We start from the raw sequence: 22,184 nt of genomic DNA, 5'->3' as shown, positions 1-22,184 counted from the left end.
CCCGCCCGCTCAGCGGCTGGGACGGCCGTCCGCATCCCGGACTCGGCTCCTACGCTGAGCACCATGAGCGACGCCCCGTCCCCGACGGCCCCGACCGCCCTCGACCTCGCCGTCATCGCCGGCGACGGCATCGGGCCCGAGGTCGTCGCCGAGGGTCTCAAGGTCCTCGAGGCCGCGGTCGGCACCGACGGGCCGAAGGTCACGACCACCGAGTACGACCTCGGCGCCCGCCGCTGGCACGCGACGGGGGAGACCCTGCCCGACTCGGTCCTCGCCGAGGTCCGCGAGCACGACGCCATCCTCCTCGGCGCCATCGGGGACCCCGGCGTCCCGAGCGGTGTGCTCGAGCGGGGCGTGCTGCTGCCGCTGCGCTTCGCCCTCGAGCACTACGTCAACCTCCGCCCGGCCAAGCTCTACCCGGGCGTGGAGTCGCCGCTCGCCGTCGAGCGGGTCGCCCCGGACGGCATCGACTTCGTCGTCGTCCGCGAGGGCACCGAGGGTCCGTACGTCGGCAACGGCGGGTCGCTGCGCACCGGCACCCCCGCCGAGATCGCCACCGAGGTCAGCGTGAACACCCGCTTCGGCGTCGAGCGCGTCGTCCGCGACGCGTTCGCCCGCGCCCAGGCGCGCCCGCGCCGGCACCTGACCCTCGTCCACAAGCACAACGTGCTCACCCACGCCGGGCACCTCTGGCGGCGCACCGTCGAGGAGGTCGGCGCCGAGTTCCCCGAGGTCACCACGGCCTACCAGCACGTCGACGCCGCGACGATCTTCCTCGCCACCGACCCCGGCCGCTTCGACGTCGTCGTCACCGACAACCTCTTCGGTGACATCATCACCGACATCGCCGCCGCCATCGCGGGCGGCATCGGGCTCGCGGCCAGCGGCAACATCAACCCCGAGGGCCGCTTCCCGAGCATGTTCGAGCCGGTCCACGGCTCCGCGCCGGACATCGCCGGGCAGGGGGCCGCCGACCCCACCGCCACCGTGCTCTCGGTGGCGATGCTCCTCGCGCACGTCGGGCTGCCCGACGCCGCCGGGCGAGTAGAGCGGGCGGTGGCCGCCGACCTCGCCGAGCGGGGCACCACCCCGCGCTCGACGAGCGCCGTCGGCGACGCCATCGCCGCCCGGCTCTGACCCCACGCGCCACCACGGGACCGCCGCGTCCCGTCACCGCGGCCCCTCCGCCTCCCGCCACCACGGGACCGCTGCGAACCGTCACCACCGGACCGTGGCGTCCCGTCACCGCGGCCCCGCGTACCCCGGCCGCCCTCCATCCCCCGCCGAACTTTCTCGCCTGATCCTCCGACCTTCGGGTTCGCGCACCCTCCGAAGGGGCGCGAACCCGAGGGTTGCGGGATCAGGCGAGAAAGTTCGACGAGTAGCCTCTCGGGCACGACCACCGTCGCTCCGAGGAAAGGACTGACCCGTCCCCATGAGCCTGACCTTCGACACCACCCGGCGCCCCGACCCCGCGAGCGACGAGCGTCGCGCCGAGATCCTCTCCGACCCCGGCTTCGGCCAGCACTTCACCGACCACATGGCCAGCGCCACGTGGACCCGCGAGGCCGGCTGGCACGACGCCCGCATCCACCCCTACGGCCCGATCACCCTCATGCCGAGCGCCGCGGTGCTGCACTACGCGCAGGAGGTCTTCGAGGGCCTCAAGGCCTACCGGCACGAGGACGGCTCGGTGTGGGGCTTCCGGCCGGAGGCCAACGCCGAGCGGATGCAGCGCAGCGCCCGCCGCCTGGCCCTGCCGGAGCTGCCGACCGACGACTTCCTCGCCTCCCTCCGCGCGCTCGTCGAGACCGACCGCGAGTGGGTGCCGCAGGCCGGCACGGGGGAGACGAGCCTCTACCTGCGGCCGTTCATGTACGCCTCCGAGCCCTTCCTCGGCGTCCGTCCCGCCGCCGAGGTGACGTACTCCGTCATCGCCTCGCCCGCCGGGGCCTACTTCCCCGGCGGCCTCAAGCCGGTGACGCTGTGGATCTCCGAGCACTACGCGCGGGCGGGAGCGGGCGGCACCGGCGCGGCCAAGACCGGAGGCAACTACGCGTCCTCGCTCGCCGGGCAGCTCGAGGGCATCGAGCGCGGCTGCGACCAGGCCGTCTTCCTCGACTCCGCCTCGCACACCTACATCGAGGAGCTCGGCGGGATGAACCTGTTCCTCGTCACCGACGACGGCCGGCTGCTCACCCCCGAGCTCACCGGCACGATCCTCGAGGGGGTCACCCGCAGCTCGATCATCGAGCTGGCGAAGGACCTCGGCCTCGAGCCCGAGGAGCGGCGCATCGGCATCGAGGAGTGGAAGGACGGGGTGCGCGACGGCACCGTCCGGGAGGTCTTCGCCTGCGGGACCGCGGCCGTCGTCACGCCGGTCGGCGAGCTGCGGTGGGACGGCGGCAGCGCCCCCTCGACCGCCGGCGACGAGGGCGGCGAGGTCACCCGCTCCATCCGACGGGCCCTGCTCGACATCCAGTACGGCCGGGCCGACGACACCCGCGGCTGGCTCACCCGGCTGGCCTGACGGGCCGCCGCCCGTCCGGCCCCGGACGGGCGGCGCACATTTTCGCTGGTCACGCGGGAGCCCACCGGCCCACGGCGTTCGCTACGTTCGAGGCCGATCCCGGATTTGAGGAGCACATCGTGACCACCGGAACCATCGTCCTGATCATCGTCGTCATCGTCGTCGTGATCGCCATCGCGGCGCTCGTGATGCGTCAGAGCGGCGCGCGCAAGGCCGAGCACGAGCGGGCCAAGGCGGAGGAGATCCGCGAGGAGGCCAAGCAGCACGACCGCGAGCTGCGCGAGCGCGAGGTCGAGGCCACCGAGGCCAGGGCCCAGTCCGACCTCGCCCGCGCCCAGGCGGAGCGCGAGTCGCTCGAGGCCGAGCGGCTCGAGCGCGAGGCCCACGAGCGGGCCAGCTCCGCCGGTGAGGTGCGCGAGGAGCGCGAGGCCCGGATGCGCGAGGCGGACCTGCACGACCCCGACGTGCGCACCGACAAGGAGGGCTACCGCCTCGACGACGACGGCAACCGGATGTCGACGCCGGGCGCGGGTGCCGCGGCGGGGACCGCGGCCGGCGTCGCCGCGTCGCAGCACGGGCACGGCGACCGCACCGACCACGACACCGTGGGCGACCACGACCGCCGGGACGACGAGCGCGTCGACGCCTCCGGGCTCGACGACTCCTCGTCGCGCCACGACCGCACCGACGACGGTGGCTACCGCACCGACGAGGGCGGCTACCGCACCGAGGGCGAGCACCGCACCGACGAGGGTGGCTACCGCACCGAGGGCGAGCACCGCACCGACGAGGGCGGTTACCGCACCGAGGGCGAGCACCGCACCGACGAGGGCGGCTACCGCACCGACGAGGGCGGGTACCGCACCGACGACGGCGACACCCGCACCGACGACCGCCGCGACGACCGGACGGTCTGACACCCCACCGGGAGACCGCCGTCGCCCCGGGCCCGCCGCCCGGGCGGACGGCGGTTCCCGGCATACTCGCCCCCATGGGTCCGGTGCTGCCGTCGGGACGTCCGCGCGTCGTCGCGAGCGACCTCGACGGCACGCTGCTGCGCGGTGACACCACGGTCTCCGACCGCACCCGCGCCGCACTGCGCCGCACCGAGGAGGCCGGTGTCGACGTCGTCTTCGTCACCGCCCGCCCGCCGCGCTGGATCCGTCCGGTCGCGGACGCGGTGGCGGGCCACGGGGTCGTCGTCGCCGGCAACGGGGCCTTCGTCGTCGACGCCCGGACCCTCGAGGTGGTCGAGACCCGCGGCTACACCCACGCGGCCGTCCTGGACCTCGTGGCACCGCTGCGAGCCGCCTTCCCGGACGCGCACCTGGCGCTGGAGCGCAGCACCGGCATGGTCGTGGAGTCCGGGTACACCAGTCCCTACCGGGGCCGGGACGACTGGCTCGTGCTGGACCGGCTCGAGGACGCCGACGACGTGCCCACGGGCAAGCTCCTCGTCCGGGCGCGGGAGGAGCACAGGGACGGGTTCCTCGAGGCCGTCGCCGAGGTCGTCGGGGAGCGCGGTCACGTCGCGCACTCCGGGGTCGACCACCTCGCCGAGATCTCCCCGCCCGGTGTCACGAAGGCGGCCGGGCTGGCGCGCTGGTGCCAGACTCGGGGCGTGGACGCCGAGCACGTGTGGGCCTTCGGGGACATGCCGAACGACCTGCCGATGCTCGCCTGGGCCGGGGCGTCGTTCGCCGTCGCCAACGCCCACGACGACGTCCGGGCCGCCGCCACCCACACCTGCCCGTCCAACGAGGACGACGGTGTCGCGGTCGTCCTCGAGGCCATGCTCGAGCGCGCGGACCCGTCCGGCCCGACCGCGTCCCATCCCACCGCCTGACCGGAGGATCCCCATGCCCCCTGCCGTCCACCCCGGAGGCCCGCCGCGCCTCACCGTCGAGCAGCTGCGCGCCGACATCGCCGACGGCACCGTCGACACCGTCGTCGTCGCCTTCACCGACATGCAGGGCCGGCTGCAGGGCAAGCGGCTGCACGGCGCCTACTTCCTCGACCACGTCCTCGAGGACGGCACCGAGGGCTGCAACTACCTGCTCGCCGTCGACGTCGACATGAACACCGTCGGCGGCTACGCCATCTCCTCGTGGGAGCGCGGCTACGGCGACATGTTCTTCGCGATGGACCCCGAGACCCTGCGCCGCACGCCCGGCCACCCGAGCACGGTGACGATCCAGTGCGACCTCACCTGGCTCGACGGCAGCGGTGAGGTCGTGCAGTCGCCGCGCAGCATCCTCAAGACCCAGGTCGACGCCGCCGCCGAGCAGGGCTGGGGCGCGCACGCCGGCACCGAGCTGGAGTTCATCCTCTTCGAGGAGTCCTACGAGCAGGCCTGGGACAGCCGCTACCACGGCCTCACCGGCGCCAACCGCTACAACGTCGACTACTCCATCCTCGGCGGCAGCAAGGTCGAGCCGGTGCTGCGCGAGATCCGCAACGAGATGTACCGGGCCGGGATGGTCGTGGAGTCCGCCAAGGGCGAGTGCAACCTCGGCCAGCACGAGATCGGGTTCCTCTTCGACGAGGTGCTGCGCACCTGCGACAACCACGTCGTCTACAAGACCGGCGCCAAGGAGATCGCCGCCCGGCACGGGCAGAGCCTCACCTTCATGGCGAAGTTCGACGAGCGCGAGGGCAACTCGTGCCACATCCACCTCTCGCTGCGCGGCACCGACGGCGAGGTCGTCTTCGCCGACGACGCGCAGGACCACGGCCGCTCGCCGCTCTTCGACCACTTCCTCGCCGGCCTGCTGGCGACGATGCGCGAGCTCACGTGCTTCTACGCGCCGAACATCAACTCCTACAAGCGCTTCGCCGCCGGCTCGTTCGCGCCGACGGCCGTCGCCTGGGGCACCGACAACCGGACCTGCGCGCTGCGGGTCGTCGGGCACGGAAAGGGGCTGCGGGTCGAGAACCGGGTCCCCGGCGGCGACGTCAACCCCTACCTCGCCGTGGCCGCGATGCTCGCCGGCGGCCTGCACGGCATCCGGGAGGGCCTCGAGCTGCCGCCCATCTGCGAGGGCAACGCCTACGAGGGCGACTACGAGCACGTGCCGGCGACCCTGGCCGAGGCCCGCGAGCTGCTCGTCGGCAGCGCCGTCGCCCGCGCGGCCTTCGGGGACGAGGTCGTCGACCACTACGTGAACGCCGCCGACGTCGAGATCACCGCGTTCAACGCCGCCGTCACGGACTGGGAGCGGGTCCGCGGCTTCGAGAGGATGTGAGCACCTCCCCATGAGCACGACCACCCACGACGTCGTCGACCCCGCCACCGAGCAGGTGCTCACCACCGTCGACCTCGCGGGCGTCGACGAGACCGACGCCGCGGTCGCCCGCGCGGTCGACGTCGGCCCCGCCTGGCGCGCGGTGTCCCCGGCCGACCGCGGGATGCTGCTGCGCCGGTTCGCCGACGTCGTCGAGGACCACCGCGAGGAGCTGGCCCGCCTCGAGGTGGCCAACGCCGGCCACACCATCGGCAACGCGCGCTGGGAGGCGGGCAACGTCGTCGACGTCCTGCGCTACTACGCCGCGGCCCCCGAGCGCCTCTTCGGGCGGCAGATCCCCGTCGCGGGCGGGGTCGACATCACCTTCAAGGAGCCCATCGGCGTCGTCGGCGTCATCGTCCCCTGGAACTTCCCCATGCCGATCATGGGCTGGGGCATGGCGCCCGCGCTCGCGGCCGGGAACACCGTCGTCCTCAAGCCCGCGGAGCTCACGCCGCTCACGGCGATGCGCATCGGCGAGCTCGCGCTGGAGGCCGGCATCCCCGAGGGCGTCCTCACCGTCCTGCCCGGCGCCGGCCCGGTCGTCGGGGAGCGGTTCGTCACCCACCCGGACGTCGGCAAGGTCTGCTTCACCGGCTCCTCCGCCGTCGGGCAGGGCATCATGCGCGGCGCGGCCGAGCACCTCAAGCGGGTGACCCTCGAGCTCGGCGGCAAGTCGGCGAACATCGTCTTCGCCGACGCCGACCTCGACGCGGCGGCCGCCTCGGCGCCGATGTCCTTCCTCGACAACGCCGGCCAGGACTGCTGCGCCCGTACCCGCATCCTCGTCGAGCGCTCGGTCCACGACGCCTTCCTCGAGCGGTTCGAGTCCGCGGTGCGGCGCGTCGTCGTCGGCGACCCCGGCGACGAGGCCACCCAGATGGGGCCGCTGGTCAGCAGCCGGCAGCGCGAGGTCGTCCGCGGGTACGTCGACGGCGGCGACGGCCACGACGCCGCCGACGTCGCCTTCCGCGGCAGCGCGCCCGACGGCGCCGGCTGGTGGTACCCGCCGACCGTCGTGCTGCCCGGGTCGACCGCGGACCGGATCTGGCGCGAGGAGGTGTTCGGGCCGGTCGTCGCCGTCCTGCCCTTCGAGGACGAGGCGCAGGCCGTCGCGATGGCCAACGACACCGCCTACGGGCTGGCCGGCTCGATCTGGACCCGGGACGTCGGGCGTGCCCTGCGGGTGGCCCGCGGGGTCCAGGCCGGCAACCTGTCGGTCAACAGCCACAGCGCCGTCCGCTACGCGACCCCGTTCGGCGGCTTCAAGCGCAGCGGCCTCGGTCGCGAGCTCGGCCCGGACGCCCTCGATGCGTTCACCGAGGAGAAGAACGTCTTCCTCGCCACTGAGGACTGACCCCACCCACCCGACACCCACCCCGAAGGAGATCCCGTTGGCAGGCAGGCTCGAGAGCAAGGTCGCGGTCGTCACCGGAGGCTGCTCCGGCATCGGCCTCGCGACCGTGCGCCGCTTCGCGCAGGAGGGCGCCACCGTCGTCGTCGCCGACCTCGCGGACGACGCGGGGGAGGCCCTCGCCGACGAGGTCGGCGGGCTCTTCGTCCACACCGACGTCGCCGACAAGACCGACGTCGACCGGCTCTTCGCGAGCGCCCGGGACACCTACGGCCGCGTCGACGTCGCCTTCAACAACGCCGGGATCAGCCCGCCGGAGGACGACTCGATCCTCGACACCGACCTCGAGGCCTGGAAGCGGGTGCAGGACGTCAACCTCACCTCGGTGTACCTGTGCTGCAAGGCGGTCATCCCGATCATGCTCGAGCAGGGCGGCGGCTCGATCGTCAACACCGCGAGCTTCGTCGCCGTCATGGGCGCCGCGACCTCGCAGATCAGCTACTCGGCGTCCAAGGGCGGCGTGCTGTCGATGACCCGCGAGCTCGGCGTGCAGTTCGCCCGGCAGGGCGTGCGGGTCAACGCCCTCTGCCCCGGCCCGGTGAACACCCCGCTGCTCCAGGAGCTCTTCGCCTCCGACCCCGACCGCGCCGCCCGCCGCCTCGTCCACGTGCCGATGGGCCGGTTCGGCGAGCCGGAGGAGATGGCCAACGCGGTGCTCTTCCTCGCCTCGGACGAGTCCAGCTTCATGACCGCCTCGACCTTCCTCGTCGACGGCGGCATCTCCGGCGCCTACGTCACGCCGCTGTGAGCCGTCCCGTGGTCGGCATCTCCTCCTATGTCGAGGAGGTCGACCGGGCCCCGTGGGTCGGGCAGCGCAGTGCCGTGCTGCCCTACCGGTACGTCCAGCAGGTGGAGGCCGCCGGCGGCATCGCACTGCTCCTGCCGCCGCGGGTCGACGTCGACGAGGAGATGGCGCGCGAGGTGGTCGGGCGCCTCGACGCGCTCGTCGTCTCGGGCGGCGCCGACGTCCAGGCCGGGCTCTACGGCGCGCCGGCCCACCCTTCCTCGCAGGCCGCCCGGCCGGACCGGGACGCCTGGGAGGCCGCCCTCGTGCGGGCGGCCGAGGAGGTGGACCTGCCGGTGCTCGGGATCTGCCGGGGCATGCAGCTCCTGGCCGTCGTGGCCGGCGGCCGGCTGGAACAGCACCTGCCGGACCGGGTGGGCCACGAGGCGCACAGCCCGCGGCTCGGCGTCTACGCCTCGCACCACGTGACGCCCGTCGCCGGGACCCGTGTCGCGGCGGCGGTCGGCGAGGAGCCGGTGGACGTGCCGACCTACCACCACCAGGCCGTCGTGCCGGAGTCGGTGGAGGGCAGCGGCTGGGTGCCCGCGGCGTGGCACGAGGACGGGACCCTGGAGGCGATGGAGTGCCCGGCCGCCGCGTTCCGGCTCGCCGTGCAGTGGCACGCCGAGGAGTCCGAGGGCGCCGCCCTCTTCGAGGCCCTGCTCAGCGCCGCCCGCGCGCGACGCGGCGGTGACGAGGGCGGGGCTGCCTGACGACGTCCGGCCACCGCAGCTCGCCCGCCGGGTACGCGACGAGCCCCGAGCCCCAGGCCATGCCCCGCTCGCCCAGGGCCGCCTTGACCTCCGCGCGGTGCTCGGCCGACCCGGCGAACCCGGCGGCCACGTCCGCGGGCTCGCCCGTGGTGTGCGGCAGGCCCTGGTCGTGCAGCGCGCCGAGCACCTCGTCCTGCGGGAGGAAGCGCCGGCCGGTGTGCGGCAGGCCGAGCACGCCGTCGCGTGCGGCGTACACGTGGAAGCGGGTGGGCCGGATCTGACCGGTGAGGACGAGCGGGTAGCGGCTGGCCCGCAGCTCGACCCGCTCGTAGCCGCCGCCCTCGGTGGCGTCGATGGCGGCCAGCTGCTCGTCGTCGACGAGCTGGAGGACGACGGGGGTGCGGGCCCGCGAGCGGTGCACCGGGGCGGCCGGCACGTACCCGCCGCGGGAGACGTACGCGGTGTGTCCGATGGCGAGGTTGCGCACGACGCCGGTGAGGAGCGGGACGACGGGGCTCACCCCGGCCCGGGTCAGCTTGTGACGCACCACCGAGGCCGCCGCGTTCGACCCCACCGCCAGCAGCGGGGTGCGCCCGGACAGCGGGGTGGCGCCCAGGTGGCGCAGCGAGCGGTCGAGGGAGTCGGCGCCGCCGCCGACGGGGAGGTCGCAGCGCACGCACCCGCCGGAGCGCACGGACCCGGCGCCGCGGCTGCGGCGCGGGCGGATGGTGTGCGCGCAGTCGCCGACGACGAGCCGCGGGCCGGGCACCGCCTCGCCCGGGTAGGTGAGGGGGGCGCGGTGCAGGTCGCCGGCGTGGTCGTGCACGGTCCTCTCCGTCGGTCGCATCCGCTCCACCCTACGACCCGCCCCCCTCGCCGGCCCGGGGATCAACGGACGACCCCAGCTCCTCGAGCACGGCGCGGAACGTCGCGTACCGGGACCCGCCGGCCTCCGCGGCCAGCCGTCCCTCCACGCGCGCCACGGCCCGCTGGACCTCGGCGAGCACCCGCTCGCCGGACGGGGTGAGCTCGACGAGCCGGACGCGCCGGTCGCCGCCGTCGGGCACGGTGCGCACGTGGCCGGTGTCCGCGAGCTGGCCGACGAACTGGCCGCAGCCCTGCTTGGTCATCCCCACCCGGTCCGCGAGCACCGTGACGCTGGCGCCGCCGGACGGCACGGCGGCGAGGACCCGGACGTGCGAGAAGCGCAGCCCGTCCATCGGGGTGTCCGCGAGCTCGCCCCGAATGCGGGTGAAGAGCCTCGCCATCAGCTCGGGGAGCGCATCCTTGACGTCAGTCATAAAGTAACTTTACCATCCTGCTCGTCAGGCGACTTCCACGAACGGAGCGGCGTCATGGGTGGACTCGAGATGCTGGGCACGGCCGCCGTCGGTGAGGACGAGCTCGCGGAGATGCTCGCCGCCCACCACGACTGGTCCGGTCCGGTGACCGTCGAGCAGGTCGAGGTGGCCGAGGTGCCGTACGGCCTCGACGCCCTCACGACGGCGCAGCGCCACGTGGTCCGGGGCCGGGCGAGGACCCCGGACGGACCGCGGCCGTTCCGGCTGTTCGTCAAGGTCGTCCAAGCCTTCACACGCTCGCCGCTGTACCGCACCGTGCCGGTGGACCTCCGCGAGATGGCCGCCGACTCGGTCCCGTGGCGCAGCGAGCCGCTGGCCTACGCCTCCGACCTCGCCGACCGGTTGCCCCCGGGACTCACGATGCCGCGGGCGGTCGCGGTCCGTGAGCTGGACGAGGAGTCCAGCGCGATCTGGCTCGAGGAGCTCGAGATCCGCGAGGTCCGGTGGGACCGTGCGTGCGACGAGGCGGCGGCGCTGGCCCTCGGCCGTCTCGCCGGCAGCCCACGGGTCGCGGAGCGGTCGCGCTTCGACGGGGAGGGCTGGAGCCTGCGCACCTACCTCGAGGGCCGGATGACCCACCAGATCCTCCCGATCCTGCGCGACGAGGCGCTCTGGTCGCACCCGCTCGTCGCGGGGTCCTTCGACGACCCGCTGCGGACGCGGCTGCTCGCCGTCGCCGACCGCGTCGCCGCCCTCACCGAGGAGGCGCTGGCCCTGCCGCACACCCCGGCTCACGGGGACGCCTGCCCGAACAACCTGCTGACCGTCGACGGGGTCGACGGCTTCGTCCTCATCGACTACGGCTTCTGGATGCCGATGCCGGTCGGTGCCGACCTGGGGCAGCTGCTCGTGGGAGAGGTGCAGATCGGCCGGGCGTCCGCGGAGGACCTGGCGGAACGCGACGAGGTACTCCTGTCCGCGTACGCGCGGGGGCTGCGGGCCGAGGGCCACGAGGTCGACGACGCGGTGCTGCGCCGGTCGCACGCCGTGCACATGGTGCTCATGACGGGGCTGTCGTCGGTGCCGTGGGAGCACCTGGCGGCACCGCCGTCGACCGCCCTGGAGCGCATCGCCCGGGACCGGGCGGCCGTCGCCCGCTTCTGTCTCGACCGGCTGGACGCGACGGGTGCGCACCCGGCCGCCGGGGTGACAATGGGGGCGTGAGCAGGATCAACAGACTGGCCGTCGCCGCGGGGGCCGCGAGCGCCCTCGGTGTCCTCGCCGCCGCCGGCCGCGGGGTCGGCGCGGCGATGGGCGCCCGCCCGGACGGGGTGCGCCTGGAACGGATGCGGCGCTCGCCGCAGTACCGGGCCGGGGCCTTCCACAACCGGCGCCGCAGCACCTCGAGCGTGCCGTCCAGCCAGCGCGACGTCCTCGAGCGCTACCGGGCCTCGGCCGAGACGCGCAAGCCCGCCGGGCCCATCCCCGTGGTCAGCGCCCATCGCGAGCCCGCCACCGAGGGCCTGCACGTCACGTGGTTCGGCCACTCCAGCTGCCTCGTCGAGATCGACGGCGCCCGGCTGCTGCTCGACCCCGTCTGGAGCGAGCGCTGCTCGCCGAGCCTCCACGTCGGGCCCCGGCGCCTGCACGCCACACCGGTGCCGCTGGACCGGCTCGGGCGCGTCGACGCCGTCGTCATCTCGCACGACCACTACGACCACCTCGACATGGCGACGGTCCAGGCCCTGGCCGACACGACCGACGCGGTCTTCCTCGTGCCGCTCGGCGTCGGGGCCCACCTCGACGTCTGGGGGGTGCCGGGCCGTCGGATCGTCGAGTGCGACTGGGGCGAGTCCCACGAGGTCGCCGGGGTGCGGGTCACGGCCGTCGAGTCGCAGCACTTCTCCGGGCGCGGGCTGCGCCGCGACGGCACGCTCTGGTCGTCGTGGGTCCTCGCGAGCCCCGCGCACCGGGTGTTCTTCAGCGGCGACACCGGCTACTTCGACGGCTATGCCGGCCTCGGGGCCGAGCACGGCCCGTTCGACGCCTCGCTCATGGCCGTCGGCGCGTACGACCCGACGTGGCGCGACATCCACCTCGACCCCGAGGAGGCCGTCCGCGCCACGGCCGAGCTGCGGGGTGGGCTGCTGCTGCCGATCCACTGGTGCACCTTCGTCCTCGCCCCGCACCCGTGGGCCGAGCCGGTGGAGCGGCTGCTCGTCGCCGCCGCCACCGAGGGCGTCCAGGTCGCCGTCCCGCGCGTCGGTGACCGGGTCGACGTCGCGGACCCGCCGGGGCTCGACCCCTGGTGGGAGGCGGCGGTCGCGGCCGTCCCGCACGCCTGAGGCCCCTCGTCACCGGTGGCCACGATGTGGACGGAGGCTCGGCGCGGGCCCGTCCCGTGTGTCACAGTGCTCCCGTGACGTTCCGTGACGCGGCCACCGCCGCGGTCATTATCGGCTAGCGCGACGAGACCTCCTCGTCGCGCAGACCTCCCGCACCCGGGGGGTCTTTTTGCTGGACGGGGCGTCCCACCCATCGGAGCGGCCCGCACCGGCGAGAGCGGGTCGCCCGCCCACCACGTGGGCGGCCCGGGCAGCGCGACACCGATACTGGACACGACCACGCCACGCGTCGACGCCCCGGCCCGCACCGGGCCGGGGCCCGGACGCCGGCTGACGCCCGGCCCGACCAGGTGAGTGACGATGACCGACCTGCACGTGTACGACACGACGCTGCGCGACGGGGCCCAGCAGGAGGGTCTCAACCTCTCCGTGGCCGACAAGATGGCCATCGCCTCCCACCTCGACGACCTCGGCGTCGGGTACATCGAGGGCGGGTGGCCCGGCGCCAACCCCAAGGACACCGAGTTCTTCGCCCGGGCCGCCCGTGACCTGCGGCTGCGCACCGCGACCCTCACCGCCTTCGGGGCGACCCGGCGGGCCGGGGTCAGGGCCGGCGACGACCCGCTCGTGCGCGCGCTGCTGGACAGCCAGGCGTCGGTCGTCACCCTCGTCGCGAAGTCGCACACCGGGCACGTCGAGCGGGCGCTGCGCACGACCCTGGCCGAGAACCTCGCGATGATCCGCGACACCGTCGCCCTCCTGCGCGGCGAGGGCCGCCGGGTGTTCCTCGACGCCGAGCACTTCTTCGACGGCTACCGGCTCGACCGCGACTACGCCCTGGAGGCCGTGCGCGCCGCCGTCGAGTCCGGCGCCGAGGTCGTCGCCCTGTGCGACACCAACGGCGGGCTCCTGCCGAACCAGGTGGCCGAGGTCGTCGACGACGTCGTGCGCACGACCGGGGCGCGGGTCGGCATCCACTGCCACAACGACACCGGCTGCGCGGTCGCGAACTCGATGGCGGCGGTCGACGCCGGGGCCACGCACGTGCAGGGCACCGTCAACGGCTACGGCGAGCGGACCGGCAACGCCGACCTCCTCACGGTCGTCGCCAACCTCCAGCTCAAGGCCGGCCGTGCGCTCATCGAGCCCCACCGCCTGCAGGACGCGACCCGCATCGCCCACGCCATCGCCGAGGTCACGAACGTGCCGGCGTACTCGCGCCAGCCCTACGTCGGCTCCAGCGCTTTCGCGCACAAGGCCGGGCTGCACGCCAGCGCCATCAAGGTCGACCCCGACCTCTACCAGCACCTGGACCCCAAGCACGTCGGCAACGACATGCGGATGCTCGTGTCGGACATGGCCGGCCGGGCCTCCATCGAGCTGAAGTCGCGCGAGCTGGGCTTCGACCTCGACGCCGCGGACGAGACCGACGCCGCGACCCTGCGCCGGGTGCTCGCCACCGTCAAGCAGAAGGAGCTGCGCGGGTACACCTTCGACGCCGCCGACGCGAGCTTCGAGCTGCTGCTGCGCCGCGAGGTCCAGGGCGGGCTTCCGGACTTCTTCTCCGTCGAGTCCTGGCGGGTCATCACCGACGCCCGCGGCGACGCCGACGCGCTGTCCGAGGCGACGGTCAAGGTCCGGGCGGCGGGGGAGCGGCACGTCGAGACCGGCGAGGGCAACGGCCCGGTCAACGCCCTCGACCACGCCCTGCGCGCGGCCCTGTCCAGCGCGTACCCGGAGATCCGCCACCTGGAGCTCATCGACTACCGGGTGCGCATCCTCGACGCCGCGCACGGCACCGACGCCGTGACCCGGGTGCTCATCGAGACCTCCGACGGCACGACGTCGTGGACGACGATCGGCGTCGCGGCGAACATCCTCGAGGCCAGCTGGGACGCGCTCGTGGAGTCGGTGACGTACGGCCTCGTCCGTGCCGGGGTCCCGCCCCGCTGAGCCCGGACCGGTCACCGGCGGCCCCCGGCTCCGCTAGCCTCCGGCGATGGGGATCCTCGGGTGGCTGCGACGGGACGAGCACGGACGGGGGGCGCCCCGCCCGCCGGCGCGGGACTCCGGTGGCGCACCCGGGCCCCGTCCCCCGGGCACCCCGCGGGCGGAGCGCCCCGGGGACCTGTCGGTGCTCCCGGACGGGCTGCCGCCCGGACGGCTGCTCCTCGGGTCCGACCCCACGCGCGAGGACGACGACGGCGTGCCGGTGCTGTGGTGCAGCGACGACGCCGGTGACCTGCGGCAGACCTTCGGCCGGCTCGTCGTGCAGTTCCCCGCGACCGGGCTGTGGCCCCTGCTCCTGCCGGAGGAGGGCCACGAGGTCCCGGGCGACGACGTGCTCGGCCGGCCGCAGGACGTCGCCGACCCCGCCGACGTCTTTGAGCGGCTGGGGGTGGAGCCGGGACGGCCCACCGGGCCGGCGCCCACGGGCGTCCTGACCCTGCCCGAGGGCCCGTGCCGGCTCCTGCTGGTCCCGGTGACCCGGCCGGCGGACGGGCCGGCCGCCGTCGGGTGGATGGGACCGGCGAACCACGACCTCGAGGGCGCCGAGGTCTCGGCCGTCCTGCGGTCCTGGGAGGACCGCTTCGGGGCCGTGCTCGTCGGGCTGGGGTGGGACACCCTCCTCGTCGCCCTGCCCCGGGCCCTCGACGAGCAGGACGTTCCCGGCGTCGCCGCCGAGCACCACGCCGTCTGCCCCGACGTCGTCGAGCAGGGGGTCGGCACGCTCGAGGCGTACCTGCCGGAGGTCCGCCGGCCGCTGTGGGCCTTCTGGTGGGACTGACGCCGTCCCACCCCTGAGCCGGGTCAGCGGACGCCGAAGCGGCGACGGGCCAGGACGACGGTGACGAGCGAGAGCAACGCGATGACGACGAAGTAGATGCTCGGCGAGGTCTTGCTGCCGGTGGCCTGGATGAGCGCGGTGAAGATCGCCCCGGTGAAGCCGCCGAAGACGAGCACCCCGAGGTTGTAGCCGACCGCCATCCCCGTCGAGCGCACGTTGGTCGGGAAGAGGTCGGCGTACAGCCCGGGCAGCGGGCCGAAGTAGGCGGCCATGACGAGGCCGAAGGCGACCTGGACGACGGTGAGCACCGCGACCGTCGGCACGGCGACGAGGAGCTGGAAGAGCGGCCACGCGAGGATCGCGGCGGCCGCGGCGGCGACCGTCATGACCCGCGCGGGTCCGACGCGGTCCGCCAGCCGCCCGACGAAGGGGGTACCGGCGAGGGTCACGAGCCCGGCGATCATGCCGCCGAGGAAGCCCGCGTACCCGGGCAGGCCGAGGCTCTTCACGGCGAAGGTCGGCATGTAGAGGATGAGGTAGACCGACAGCGACGCCAGGGCCACGGCCCCGGCCGCGGTGAGCAGCCGGGTGACGTGGGTGGTGAGGGCGGCGCCGAGGGGGTTGTGCTCCTTGTCGGCGGCGACGAACTCGGCGGTCTCGTCCATCCGGCGGCGGATGTAGAACCCGACCGGGCCGATGAGCATGCCGACGATGAAGGGCACCCGCCAGCCCCACGTGTAGAGCTGGTCCCGGCTGAGGAAGGTCGTGAGGCCGAAGCCGAACGCGGAGGCCAACAGCAGGGCGGCGCCCTGGGTCGCGACCTGCCAGCTGCCGTAGAACGCCTTGCGGTCCGGGGCGGTCTCGACGAGGAAGGTCGTGGCCGAACCGAACTCGCCACCGGCCGAGAAGCCCTGCACGAGCCGTGAGACGAGCAGCCACAGTCCCGCGGCGACCGGCCCGATGACGGCGGCCGTCGGGGCCACGGCCATGAGGCCGGTGCCGACCATCATGAGGAGGATCGTGAAGGACAGCGCCGAGCGGCGGCCCCGGCGGTCGGCCCAGCTGCCGATGACGGCGGCGCCCACCGGACGGATGAGGTAGCTGACCGCGAAGGTGAGGAAGGTGAACATCAGCGCCGCGAAGCCCGACACCTCGGGGAAGAACAGCTCGCTGATGACGACCGCGAAGCTGGAGTAGACGATGATGTCGAACCACTCCAGCGCGTTGCCGACCGAGGAGGCGATGACCGCCTTGCGGGCGCGGACGACCGCGTCGTGCGACGGGGCGGCGGGGGAGTCGAGGGTGGTGGGGTCGCTCGTCATTTCTCCGACGATCGCACCACCGGGCCCCGATGTGGGGACAACGGTCGCGGCGATCGGAGGGTGGTCAGCGCCGGGGACCGGTGGAGGACACGTCGGACGTCGCCGTCTCGAGCAGCGCGAGCAGCCGCCGCCTCAGGACGTTCGAGCGTCGGGCGAAGTCGCGCTGGCGGGACAGGTACTCGGCCTTACCCTCCGGGGACTCCACGCGCACCGGCTCGTACCCGAGGGCGCGCAGGTCGTAGGGCGAGGCCTGCATGTCCAGGACCCGGATCTCGCGGGCCAGGTCGAAGGCGTCGAGGGTGAGGTCTCCGGGGACCAGCGGCTCGAGGGTGAAGCACCACTTGTAGACGTCCATGCCCGCGTGGAGGCACCCCGGCTGCTCCAGGGCCTGCTGGTCGGCGCGGGTGGGCCGCAGCACGTTGAGCGGCACGGCGGTGTCGGTGAAGAAGCGGAAGGCGTCGTGGTGGGAGCAGCGGACGGTGTGCCGCTCCAGCACCGCGTCGGTGCCCTCGGGACCGAGGCGCAGCGGCCAGCCGGGATGGCGCACGTCGTCCTCGGAGAGGCGGTGCACCATGGCCCACTCGTGCAGCCCGAAGCAGCCGAGGTGCGGCGGGCGCTCCAGGGTCGCGGTGAGCAGGCCGGTGACGAAGCGGACGGCCTCGCCGCGGGCGGCGAGGACGGAGCCGACGTCGACGACGACCGCGTCGCCGTCGACCCGGTGGTGCCGCCACCCGGCGCGCTCGGTGCCCGCGGCGTCCCGCAGCACGACCCCGGCGCCGGGGTGCCAGCGCCGCAGCCGGCCCGGGGAGAGGCGGTAGTACCGGAAGAGGAAGTCCTCGACCGGGTGCTCCCGACCCTCCGCCCGGCGCTCGCGGTGGCCGGCCGTCGCGACGTCGACCCGGGCGGCGTGGTCCGCGGCGCGCGCGGTCCACTCCTCCCGGGTCAGGACGGTCGGCTCGTTCGGCACCGCGGCACGGTACCGAGCGGGCTCAGACGCGGGCGACCTCGTGCTTGGGGTTCGGGCCGTACTGGTTGTCACCGTGGCTGTCCTGCACGTAGAACACGATGAGGATGACGGCGCCGATGAGGGGGATGAACCCGAGGAGGATCCACCAGCCGGAACGGCTCGTGTCGTGCAGTCGCCGGATCGACACCGCCAGGTTGGGCAGCAGCAGGGCCAGACCCAGGATGCTCTGGACGATGCCGACCCCGCTGTCGGTCCGGGTGCCGATGCTGACGTCGATGATGAGGGCCACGATGCCGACGATGCTGGTGAAGAGGACCCACCACCAGTACTCACTGCGCCGGGCGCGGCCGGAGAAGCCGACGTACTTCGCGAAACAGGTCTTGACGGCGTCGACGAACGACATGGGTTCTCTCCCCTCGGACGCGGACCCGCCCTGACTGCGGACCTCGCGATCGGAACTCTAGGGGTCACGGGCCTCACGCGCACGGAAACGCACCGGTGCTCTCGCGCGTTGCTCCCAGAGCGACACCCGCCGTCCACCCCGGAGGTCCCCGCCCGTGCCCCGCCCGTCCGCCCTGCTCGCGGTCGCCGCCGTCCTCGCCCTCGCCGCCTGCAGCGGCGGGTCGGGCGAGGCCGCGTCCTCCGCCCCGGCACCGCCCCCCTCCAGCGCCGCGTCTCCGTCGTCGTCCGCGGCGAGCCCGTCCGACGCGCCGACGACCTCCTCCTCGACCTCGCCGACGGACCCCGCGGCCGCCGCGGGCGGGACCTACCTGGCGCTCGGGGACTCCCTCGCCGCGGGGTACCAGCCCGGCGGGACCGAGCTGCGGGACAGCGCCTACCCGGCGCTTGCGGCCGGACGGCTCGCGCGCGACGGCGCCGACCTCACCGTGGAGAACCTCGCGTGCAGCGGGGAGACCACGACGACGTTCCTCGAGGGCGGCAAGTGCCCCGGGCGCAGCCAGATGGCCAAGGCCGAGCGGCTGCTCGAGCAGAACCGGGGCGAGGTGCGGCTCGTCACCATCGACATCGGCGGCAACGACCTGCTGCGCTGCGTCGACGCCGCCTCCCGCAGCGTGGACCGGTCGTGCGTCGACCGCAGCCTGCGGACGGTGCGCACCAACCTGCCGACGATCGTCGACCGGCTCCGCGCCGCCGCCGGCGAGGACGTCCCCGTGCTCGTCCTCGGTTACTACAACCCCTGGCTGGCCGCGTCCTACCTCGGGGAGGGGCAGCAGGAGCTGACCGTGGCGACGAAGGCGTACACCGACCTCGACACGGCGCTGCGCCAGGGCGCGAAGAAGGCCGGGGCGACGCCGGTGGCCCTCACCAGGGCCTTCCGGCTGGACGACGAGTCGCCGACGCAGTTCCAGGGCCGGCAGGTCCCGACGAACGTCGCGCAGGTCTGCACCCTCACCTACATCTGCACCGCGGGTGACATCCACCTCACCGGCGAGGGTGCGGCGGTCGTCGGCCGCGTCGTCGCCCAGGCCGCGACGAAGGCCGGCGTCGGCTGACCCCCACCGCATCCGCATCCCGCGTCACACGGCGTCGCACGTCGCACGTCGCGTCCGTTGTCCGCGCGCGAGCCGGGTGACCCCACCGGGCCGTGTGCCGGCGGGGGGACCGGTTCCCCGCCCCGCCTGGCGGACCGGGCGGGGACGCGGCCCGGACGGTCGACGCAGTCCGGGCCCGCCGTAGGCTCGGCCCATGCGCATCGCGAGGTTCACCACGGGTGAGGACCCCGTCTACGGGCTGGTCGACGGGGCCGGCGAGAAGATCGCCGAGGTCACCGGCGACCCGCTCTACCAGCGGATCGAGCTCACGGGGGCGACGCACCTCGTCGAGGACGTCCGGCTGCTGGCGCCGGTCATCCCGCGCAGCAAGGTCGTCGGCATCGGCAAGAACTACGCCGACCACGCCGCCGAGATGGGCAGCGACGTCCCGGAGGAGCCGCTGATGTTCCTCGTGCCCAATACTGCGGTGTCCGGCCCGGGCGACCCCATCGTCTACCCCCGGCAGACGCAGGAGGTCCACTACGAGGGCGAGCTCGCCGTCGTCATCGGCCGGATGTGCAAGGACGTCGAGCCCGAGGACGCGCTGCGCGCGGTGTTCGGCTACACCTGCGCCAACGACGTGACGGCCCGCGACCTGCAGCGCTCGGACGGCCAGTGGGCCCGGGCCAAGGGCTTCGACACCTTCTGCCCGCTCGGACCGTGGATCGAGACCGACCTCGACGTCGCCTCTCTCGCGGTGACGACGCGCCTGGACGACGAGGTCGTCCAGGACGGCTCGACCGCCGACATGGTGCACGGGGTCGCGGCACTGGTGGCGCACGTCTCCGCCGCGTTCACGCTGCTCCCGGGCGACGTCATCCTCACCGGCACCCCGGCCGGCGTCGGGCCGATGACGCCCGGACAGCGGGTGGAGGTCGAGATCGAGGGCATCGGCGTCCTCGCCAACCCGGTCGTCCGCCGCTGACGTGTGCCGCGCGCCACGACCCCGGACCGGCGCGCGGCAGCGAGGTGCACCGGGCGGAGGTCCGCGTGTCCCTGACGGCTCCTGCGGCCGGACCCGTCCGTAGCGTGGGGTCGAAGTTCCCGACGCGAGGAGACACGATGAGCACCGAGACCCCCGGACCCGACGACGCGAGCCGCGCCGAGGTCGACGAGGCCGCGACCGACGCCGCGCAGAACGTCGTCGACGAGGTCACCAGCTGGGAGTACAGCGGCGAGCGCGAGACGATCGAGAGCGAGCTCGACGAGGGCCTCGAGGCCGCCGACGTGCGGATGGACGACGCGGAGCGCGAGCGCGTCGTCGACGAGATCGACGACGTCAAGCAGCACGAGGACGAGGGCTCGCCCCGGGTCCACCCAGACCGGGTGTCGCCCGCCGACGACTGACCCGGCCGTCCCGGGTGCGTCGGGCTGCCGACCGGAGTCGGCCCGGTGGGCCCAGCAGGCGCGCAGGGGCGGCCCCGTCACGCGGCGGGAGTGGTCCAGTCCTCCTCGGTGAGGTCGTTCCACCAGTCGTCGTGTCGCGGGTCGGGGGGCTCGGGTCCGCGCGGCCCGAGGAGTGCCTCGAGCATCGCCGCGAGTCGTCGGTCGGGCCTCGGGCCAGGTCGAGGCACCACGTCGTCGCAGCCGTCCGCGGGTGCGTCCGCGGTCCGGGGGCGGTCGGCGGCGGATCGCTCGCCTGGTCCGCAGACCCGACCTCGTGCACGTACGGCGCTGGCGACCCGGTCCGGATGCGGGTCCGGGGCGGTGACGCGACGGCGGTCGTAGGAACCGGGGGAGAGGTCCCACTCCACGGACCGGCCGTGGCGGTCGGGTCTGGCTCGCACGGTCGCCCACAGCCGCCGCCGGTGGACGAGCGTGTGGTGGCGCTGGCAGAGGAGCGCGGCGTTGGTGATGTCGGTGGGGCCGCCGTCGGCCCAGTGCCGGACGTGGTGCGCGCGGGTCCAGTCGGCGGGCGCGGTGCATCCGGGGTAGGTGCAGCCGCGGTCCCGGGTGCGCAGGAGGCGTCGCTGGGCTCGGGTGAAGAGGCGAGCGACGTGCCCGACGTCGAGGACCTCGCCGGCGGTCCCGAGCACGTAGGGGACCAGGGCGGCGTCGCAGGCCAGACGGCGCAGGGTCTCGGGCGGAAGGAGGGTGGAGTCGGCGACGGACCCGAGCACCTCACCCGCCCCGCTGCGGGACTCGAGATCCGCGAGGTCGACCGTGACGTGCAGCACCGCCGGCGAGCCCGAGGGGTCACCCGCGGCATCAGCGGCCACGGCGGACGAGGCGCGGCACACCTCGGTGAGGGCCTCGACGCGGCGACGGCCGGCAGGTCGCAGGTCGGGCTCCCCGGTCTCGTCGTTCGGTGCGGGCGCGGACAGCGGGCCGACGGCGGCCTCGAGGACGGCGGCCTGCTCGGGGGTCATCCACAGCTGGTACTCGGTGAGGTCCCCGGACTCGATGCGGGGCATCGAGAGGCGGGCGGCAGCCGCGAGGCGGTCGTGCAGGTCGTCGAGGGCGCCGTGATGGCCGTGCTCGGCCAGCAGACGGGGGCGCAGGGACCGCATCGTCGACGGACCCCAGTCGGCCGCGAGGTCGACGAGCGCCGCTGCCACCGTGGGGACGGCGTCCGGCCGGAGCAGCGGGTCGAGGCGGGCGGCCTCGCGCAGGACAGCGCACCCGGTGCCGGGGTCGAGCCGCCCGGAGACCACCGCCTCGGCCACGATGGCGAGCGGGGAGCCGGGCGCGAGTCCGGTGCCGTGCCGTCCGGTGGCCCCCGCGACGTCGACCGCGATGCGGGCGACCGACGCGGCGCCGCCCTGTCGGAGGGAGGGGGCGTGCTGGCGGACCCACGCGAGGACATCGGACCCCGTCACCTCGCCCCGACGCGTGGCCTCCACCACGACGCCGAGGCGGGCGGCCGACGCGGCCGCAGCCAGGGCGTCGACCTCGCTCGTGATCTCGGCCAGCTCGTCACCGGAGGCGCAGGCCAGCGCATTGCCGAGCCCCTCCAGGGCACGGCGCGCAGCCTCGACCTTCGAGCGACGCTCCGCGAGATCCATGGTTCCCCCTGCCATGTGTCGACTCTGCCAGGGACCACCGACAGGCCCTCCCACCTCCGGTGAGGATGCAGGACGACCACGACGACCTCCAGGTCAGACCCGCACGGGGTGAGGGGGGCGGCATGCACGGGGCGAGGGAGCGGCGCGCCCGGTCGCGACCGGACCACGCGGAGCCCCA

The 22,184-nt window shown here is 74.4% G+C and carries 21 protein-coding genes; 15 read left to right on the top strand and 6 right to left on the bottom strand.

Going from position 1 to position 22,184, the window contains the following annotated elements; translation table 11 throughout:
- The first annotated feature begins 63 nt into the window (after positions 1-63).
- The 8 genes from EPD83_RS09035 to EPD83_RS09000 all read left to right on the top strand — a co-directional run bounded on the left by EPD83_RS09035 (position 64) and on the right by EPD83_RS09000 (position 8,725).
- Entirely contained in the window at positions 64-1,137 is a 1,074-nt protein-coding gene (locus EPD83_RS09035; RefSeq protein WP_128366094.1) for a 3-isopropylmalate dehydrogenase, read from the top strand.
- A 298-nt stretch (positions 1,138-1,435) separates the two neighbouring features.
- The gene (locus EPD83_RS09030; protein WP_128366095.1) at positions 1,436-2,530 is read left to right on the top strand and encodes a branched-chain amino acid aminotransferase; all 1,095 of its coding nucleotides are present in this window, start codon (positions 1,436-1,438) and stop codon (positions 2,528-2,530) included.
- 119 nt (positions 2,531-2,649) lie between these two features.
- Entirely contained in the window at positions 2,650-3,447 is a 798-nt protein-coding gene (locus EPD83_RS09025; protein WP_165566492.1) for a hypothetical protein, read from the top strand.
- Between the two features lie 74 nt (positions 3,448-3,521).
- Positions 3,522-4,376 (top strand): HAD family hydrolase, encoded by an 855-nt coding sequence (locus EPD83_RS09020; RefSeq protein WP_128368459.1) that lies wholly within the window; start codon positions 3,522-3,524, stop codon positions 4,374-4,376.
- Positions 4,377-4,389: 13 nt separating this feature from the next.
- Entirely contained in the window at positions 4,390-5,775 is a 1,386-nt protein-coding gene (locus EPD83_RS09015) for a glutamine synthetase family protein (protein WP_165566491.1), read from the top strand.
- 10 nt (positions 5,776-5,785) lie between these two features.
- Positions 5,786-7,171, top strand: coding sequence for an aldehyde dehydrogenase family protein (locus EPD83_RS09010; protein WP_128368359.1), 1,386 nt, complete (start codon positions 5,786-5,788; stop codon positions 7,169-7,171).
- 37 nt (positions 7,172-7,208) lie between these two features.
- Positions 7,209-7,976, top strand: coding sequence for a 3-oxoacyl-ACP reductase (locus EPD83_RS09005; RefSeq protein WP_128368110.1), 768 nt, complete (start codon positions 7,209-7,211; stop codon positions 7,974-7,976).
- Entirely contained in the window at positions 7,973-8,725 is a 753-nt protein-coding gene (locus tag EPD83_RS09000) for a gamma-glutamyl-gamma-aminobutyrate hydrolase family protein (protein ID WP_128368111.1), read from the top strand. Before EPD83_RS09005 ends, EPD83_RS09000 begins: the two co-directional genes overlap by 4 nt.
- Here EPD83_RS09000 and EPD83_RS08995 read toward each other — a convergent pair.
- Positions 8,676-9,572, bottom strand: a complete 897-nt coding sequence (locus EPD83_RS08995; RefSeq protein WP_128368112.1) for a hypothetical protein — start codon at positions 9,570-9,572, stop codon at positions 8,676-8,678. The genes EPD83_RS09000 and EPD83_RS08995 overlap by 50 nt on opposite strands.
- 10 nt (positions 9,573-9,582) lie before the next feature.
- Positions 9,583-10,026, bottom strand: a complete 444-nt coding sequence (locus EPD83_RS08990; RefSeq protein WP_128368113.1) for a MarR family winged helix-turn-helix transcriptional regulator — start codon at positions 10,024-10,026, stop codon at positions 9,583-9,585.
- 54 nt (positions 10,027-10,080) lie between these two features.
- On the opposite strand from EPD83_RS08990, the gene EPD83_RS08985 reads away from it, so the two are divergent.
- From EPD83_RS08985 to EPD83_RS08970, 4 genes are all read left to right on the top strand, one after another.
- Positions 10,081-11,250, top strand: a complete 1,170-nt coding sequence (locus tag EPD83_RS08985) for a phosphotransferase (protein WP_165566490.1) — start codon at positions 10,081-10,083, stop codon at positions 11,248-11,250.
- Positions 11,247-12,371 carry an MBL fold metallo-hydrolase gene (locus EPD83_RS08980; protein ID WP_235950431.1) on the top strand — a complete coding sequence of 375 codons (1,125 nt, stop codon included), beginning with the start codon at positions 11,247-11,249 and terminating at the stop codon, positions 12,369-12,371. The genes EPD83_RS08985 and EPD83_RS08980 overlap by 4 nt, the downstream gene beginning before the upstream one ends.
- A gap of 360 nt (positions 12,372-12,731) precedes the next feature.
- Positions 12,732-14,324: a citramalate synthase gene (cimA, locus tag EPD83_RS08975; protein WP_128368043.1), complete on the top strand. Its 1,593-nt coding sequence runs from the start codon at positions 12,732-12,734 to the stop codon at positions 14,322-14,324.
- Positions 14,325-14,370: 46 nt separating this feature from the next.
- Positions 14,371-15,159: a DUF4253 domain-containing protein gene (locus EPD83_RS08970; RefSeq protein ID WP_165566489.1), complete on the top strand. Its 789-nt coding sequence runs from the start codon at positions 14,371-14,373 to the stop codon at positions 15,157-15,159.
- 23 nt (positions 15,160-15,182) lie between these two features.
- On the opposite strand, the gene EPD83_RS08965 is transcribed toward EPD83_RS08970, so the two are convergent.
- The 3 genes from EPD83_RS08965 to EPD83_RS08955 form a co-directional block, all read right to left on the bottom strand.
- Positions 15,183-16,481, bottom strand: a complete 1,299-nt coding sequence (locus tag EPD83_RS08965) for an MFS transporter (RefSeq protein ID WP_165566488.1) — start codon at positions 16,479-16,481, stop codon at positions 15,183-15,185.
- Positions 16,482-16,545: 64 nt separating this feature from the next.
- A complete protein-coding gene (locus EPD83_RS08960) occupies positions 16,546-17,448 on the bottom strand; it encodes a 3-methyladenine DNA glycosylase (RefSeq protein ID WP_128366933.1) in 903 nt (300 codons plus the stop codon).
- 22 nt (positions 17,449-17,470) lie between these two features.
- Entirely contained in the window at positions 17,471-17,851 is a 381-nt protein-coding gene (locus tag EPD83_RS08955) for a DUF805 domain-containing protein (protein WP_128366932.1), read from the bottom strand.
- Positions 17,852-18,005: 154 nt separating this feature from the next.
- Here EPD83_RS08955 and EPD83_RS08950 point away from each other — a divergent pair, with 154 nt between their 5' ends.
- The 3 genes from EPD83_RS08950 to EPD83_RS08940 all read left to right on the top strand — a co-directional run bounded on the left by EPD83_RS08950 (position 18,006) and on the right by EPD83_RS08940 (position 20,348).
- On the top strand, positions 18,006-18,962 hold the full coding sequence (locus tag EPD83_RS08950) for an SGNH/GDSL hydrolase family protein (protein ID WP_128366931.1): 957 nt from the start codon (positions 18,006-18,008) through the stop codon (positions 18,960-18,962).
- Between the two features lie 193 nt (positions 18,963-19,155).
- Positions 19,156-19,926 carry a fumarylacetoacetate hydrolase family protein gene (locus EPD83_RS08945; RefSeq protein ID WP_128366930.1) on the top strand — a complete coding sequence of 257 codons (771 nt, stop codon included), beginning with the start codon at positions 19,156-19,158 and terminating at the stop codon, positions 19,924-19,926.
- Between the two features lie 137 nt (positions 19,927-20,063).
- The gene (locus EPD83_RS08940; protein WP_128366929.1) at positions 20,064-20,348 is read left to right on the top strand and encodes a hypothetical protein; all 285 of its coding nucleotides are present in this window, start codon (positions 20,064-20,066) and stop codon (positions 20,346-20,348) included.
- 77 nt (positions 20,349-20,425) lie between these two features.
- On the opposite strand, the gene EPD83_RS08935 is transcribed toward EPD83_RS08940, so the two are convergent.
- On the bottom strand, positions 20,426-22,021 hold the full coding sequence (locus EPD83_RS08935; RefSeq protein ID WP_165566487.1) for an HNH endonuclease signature motif containing protein: 1,596 nt from the start codon (positions 22,019-22,021) through the stop codon (positions 20,426-20,428).
- Positions 22,022-22,184 lie beyond the last annotated feature (163 nt).

The organism is Phycicoccus flavus (genome assembly GCF_004025965.2).
GTDB classification, from domain to species: domain Bacteria; phylum Actinomycetota; class Actinomycetes; order Actinomycetales; family Dermatophilaceae; genus Phycicoccus; species Phycicoccus flavus.
Note: the sequence above shows the minus strand (reverse complement) of the source record. Positions and strands in the feature narration are given on the sequence as shown.

Excerpts from the sequence above, each read along its gene's own strand:
- EPD83_RS08945 (WP_128366930.1), top strand. The coding sequence starts at position 19,156 with ATGCGCATCGCGAGGTTCACCACGGGTGAGGACCCCGTCTACGGGCTG.
- EPD83_RS08990 (WP_128368113.1), bottom strand. The coding sequence starts at position 10,026 with ATGACTGACGTCAAGGATGCGCTCCCCGAGCTGATGGCGAGGCTCTTC.
- EPD83_RS08995 (WP_128368112.1), bottom strand. The coding sequence starts at position 9,572 with ATGCGACCGACGGAGAGGACCGTGCACGACCACGCCGGCGACCTGCAC.
- EPD83_RS08940 (WP_128366929.1), top strand. The coding sequence starts at position 20,064 with ATGAGCACCGAGACCCCCGGACCCGACGACGCGAGCCGCGCCGAGGTC.
- EPD83_RS09035 (WP_128366094.1), top strand. The coding sequence starts at position 64 with ATGAGCGACGCCCCGTCCCCGACGGCCCCGACCGCCCTCGACCTCGCC.
- EPD83_RS09030 (WP_128366095.1), top strand. The coding sequence starts at position 1,436 with ATGAGCCTGACCTTCGACACCACCCGGCGCCCCGACCCCGCGAGCGAC.
- EPD83_RS08965 (WP_165566488.1), bottom strand. The coding sequence starts at position 16,481 with ATGACGAGCGACCCCACCACCCTCGACTCCCCCGCCGCCCCGTCGCAC.
- EPD83_RS09015 (WP_165566491.1), top strand. The coding sequence starts at position 4,390 with ATGCCCCCTGCCGTCCACCCCGGAGGCCCGCCGCGCCTCACCGTCGAG.
- EPD83_RS08955 (WP_128366932.1), bottom strand. The coding sequence starts at position 17,851 with ATGTCGTTCGTCGACGCCGTCAAGACCTGTTTCGCGAAGTACGTCGGC.
- EPD83_RS08970 (WP_165566489.1), top strand. The coding sequence starts at position 14,371 with ATGGGGATCCTCGGGTGGCTGCGACGGGACGAGCACGGACGGGGGGCG.
- cimA (WP_128368043.1), top strand. The coding sequence starts at position 12,732 with ATGACCGACCTGCACGTGTACGACACGACGCTGCGCGACGGGGCCCAG.
- EPD83_RS08935 (WP_165566487.1), bottom strand. The coding sequence starts at position 22,021 with ATGGCAGGGGGAACCATGGATCTCGCGGAGCGTCGCTCGAAGGTCGAG.
- EPD83_RS09010 (WP_128368359.1), top strand. The coding sequence starts at position 5,786 with ATGAGCACGACCACCCACGACGTCGTCGACCCCGCCACCGAGCAGGTG.
- EPD83_RS09020 (WP_128368459.1), top strand. The coding sequence starts at position 3,522 with ATGGGTCCGGTGCTGCCGTCGGGACGTCCGCGCGTCGTCGCGAGCGAC.
- EPD83_RS08985 (WP_165566490.1), top strand. The coding sequence starts at position 10,081 with ATGGGTGGACTCGAGATGCTGGGCACGGCCGCCGTCGGTGAGGACGAG.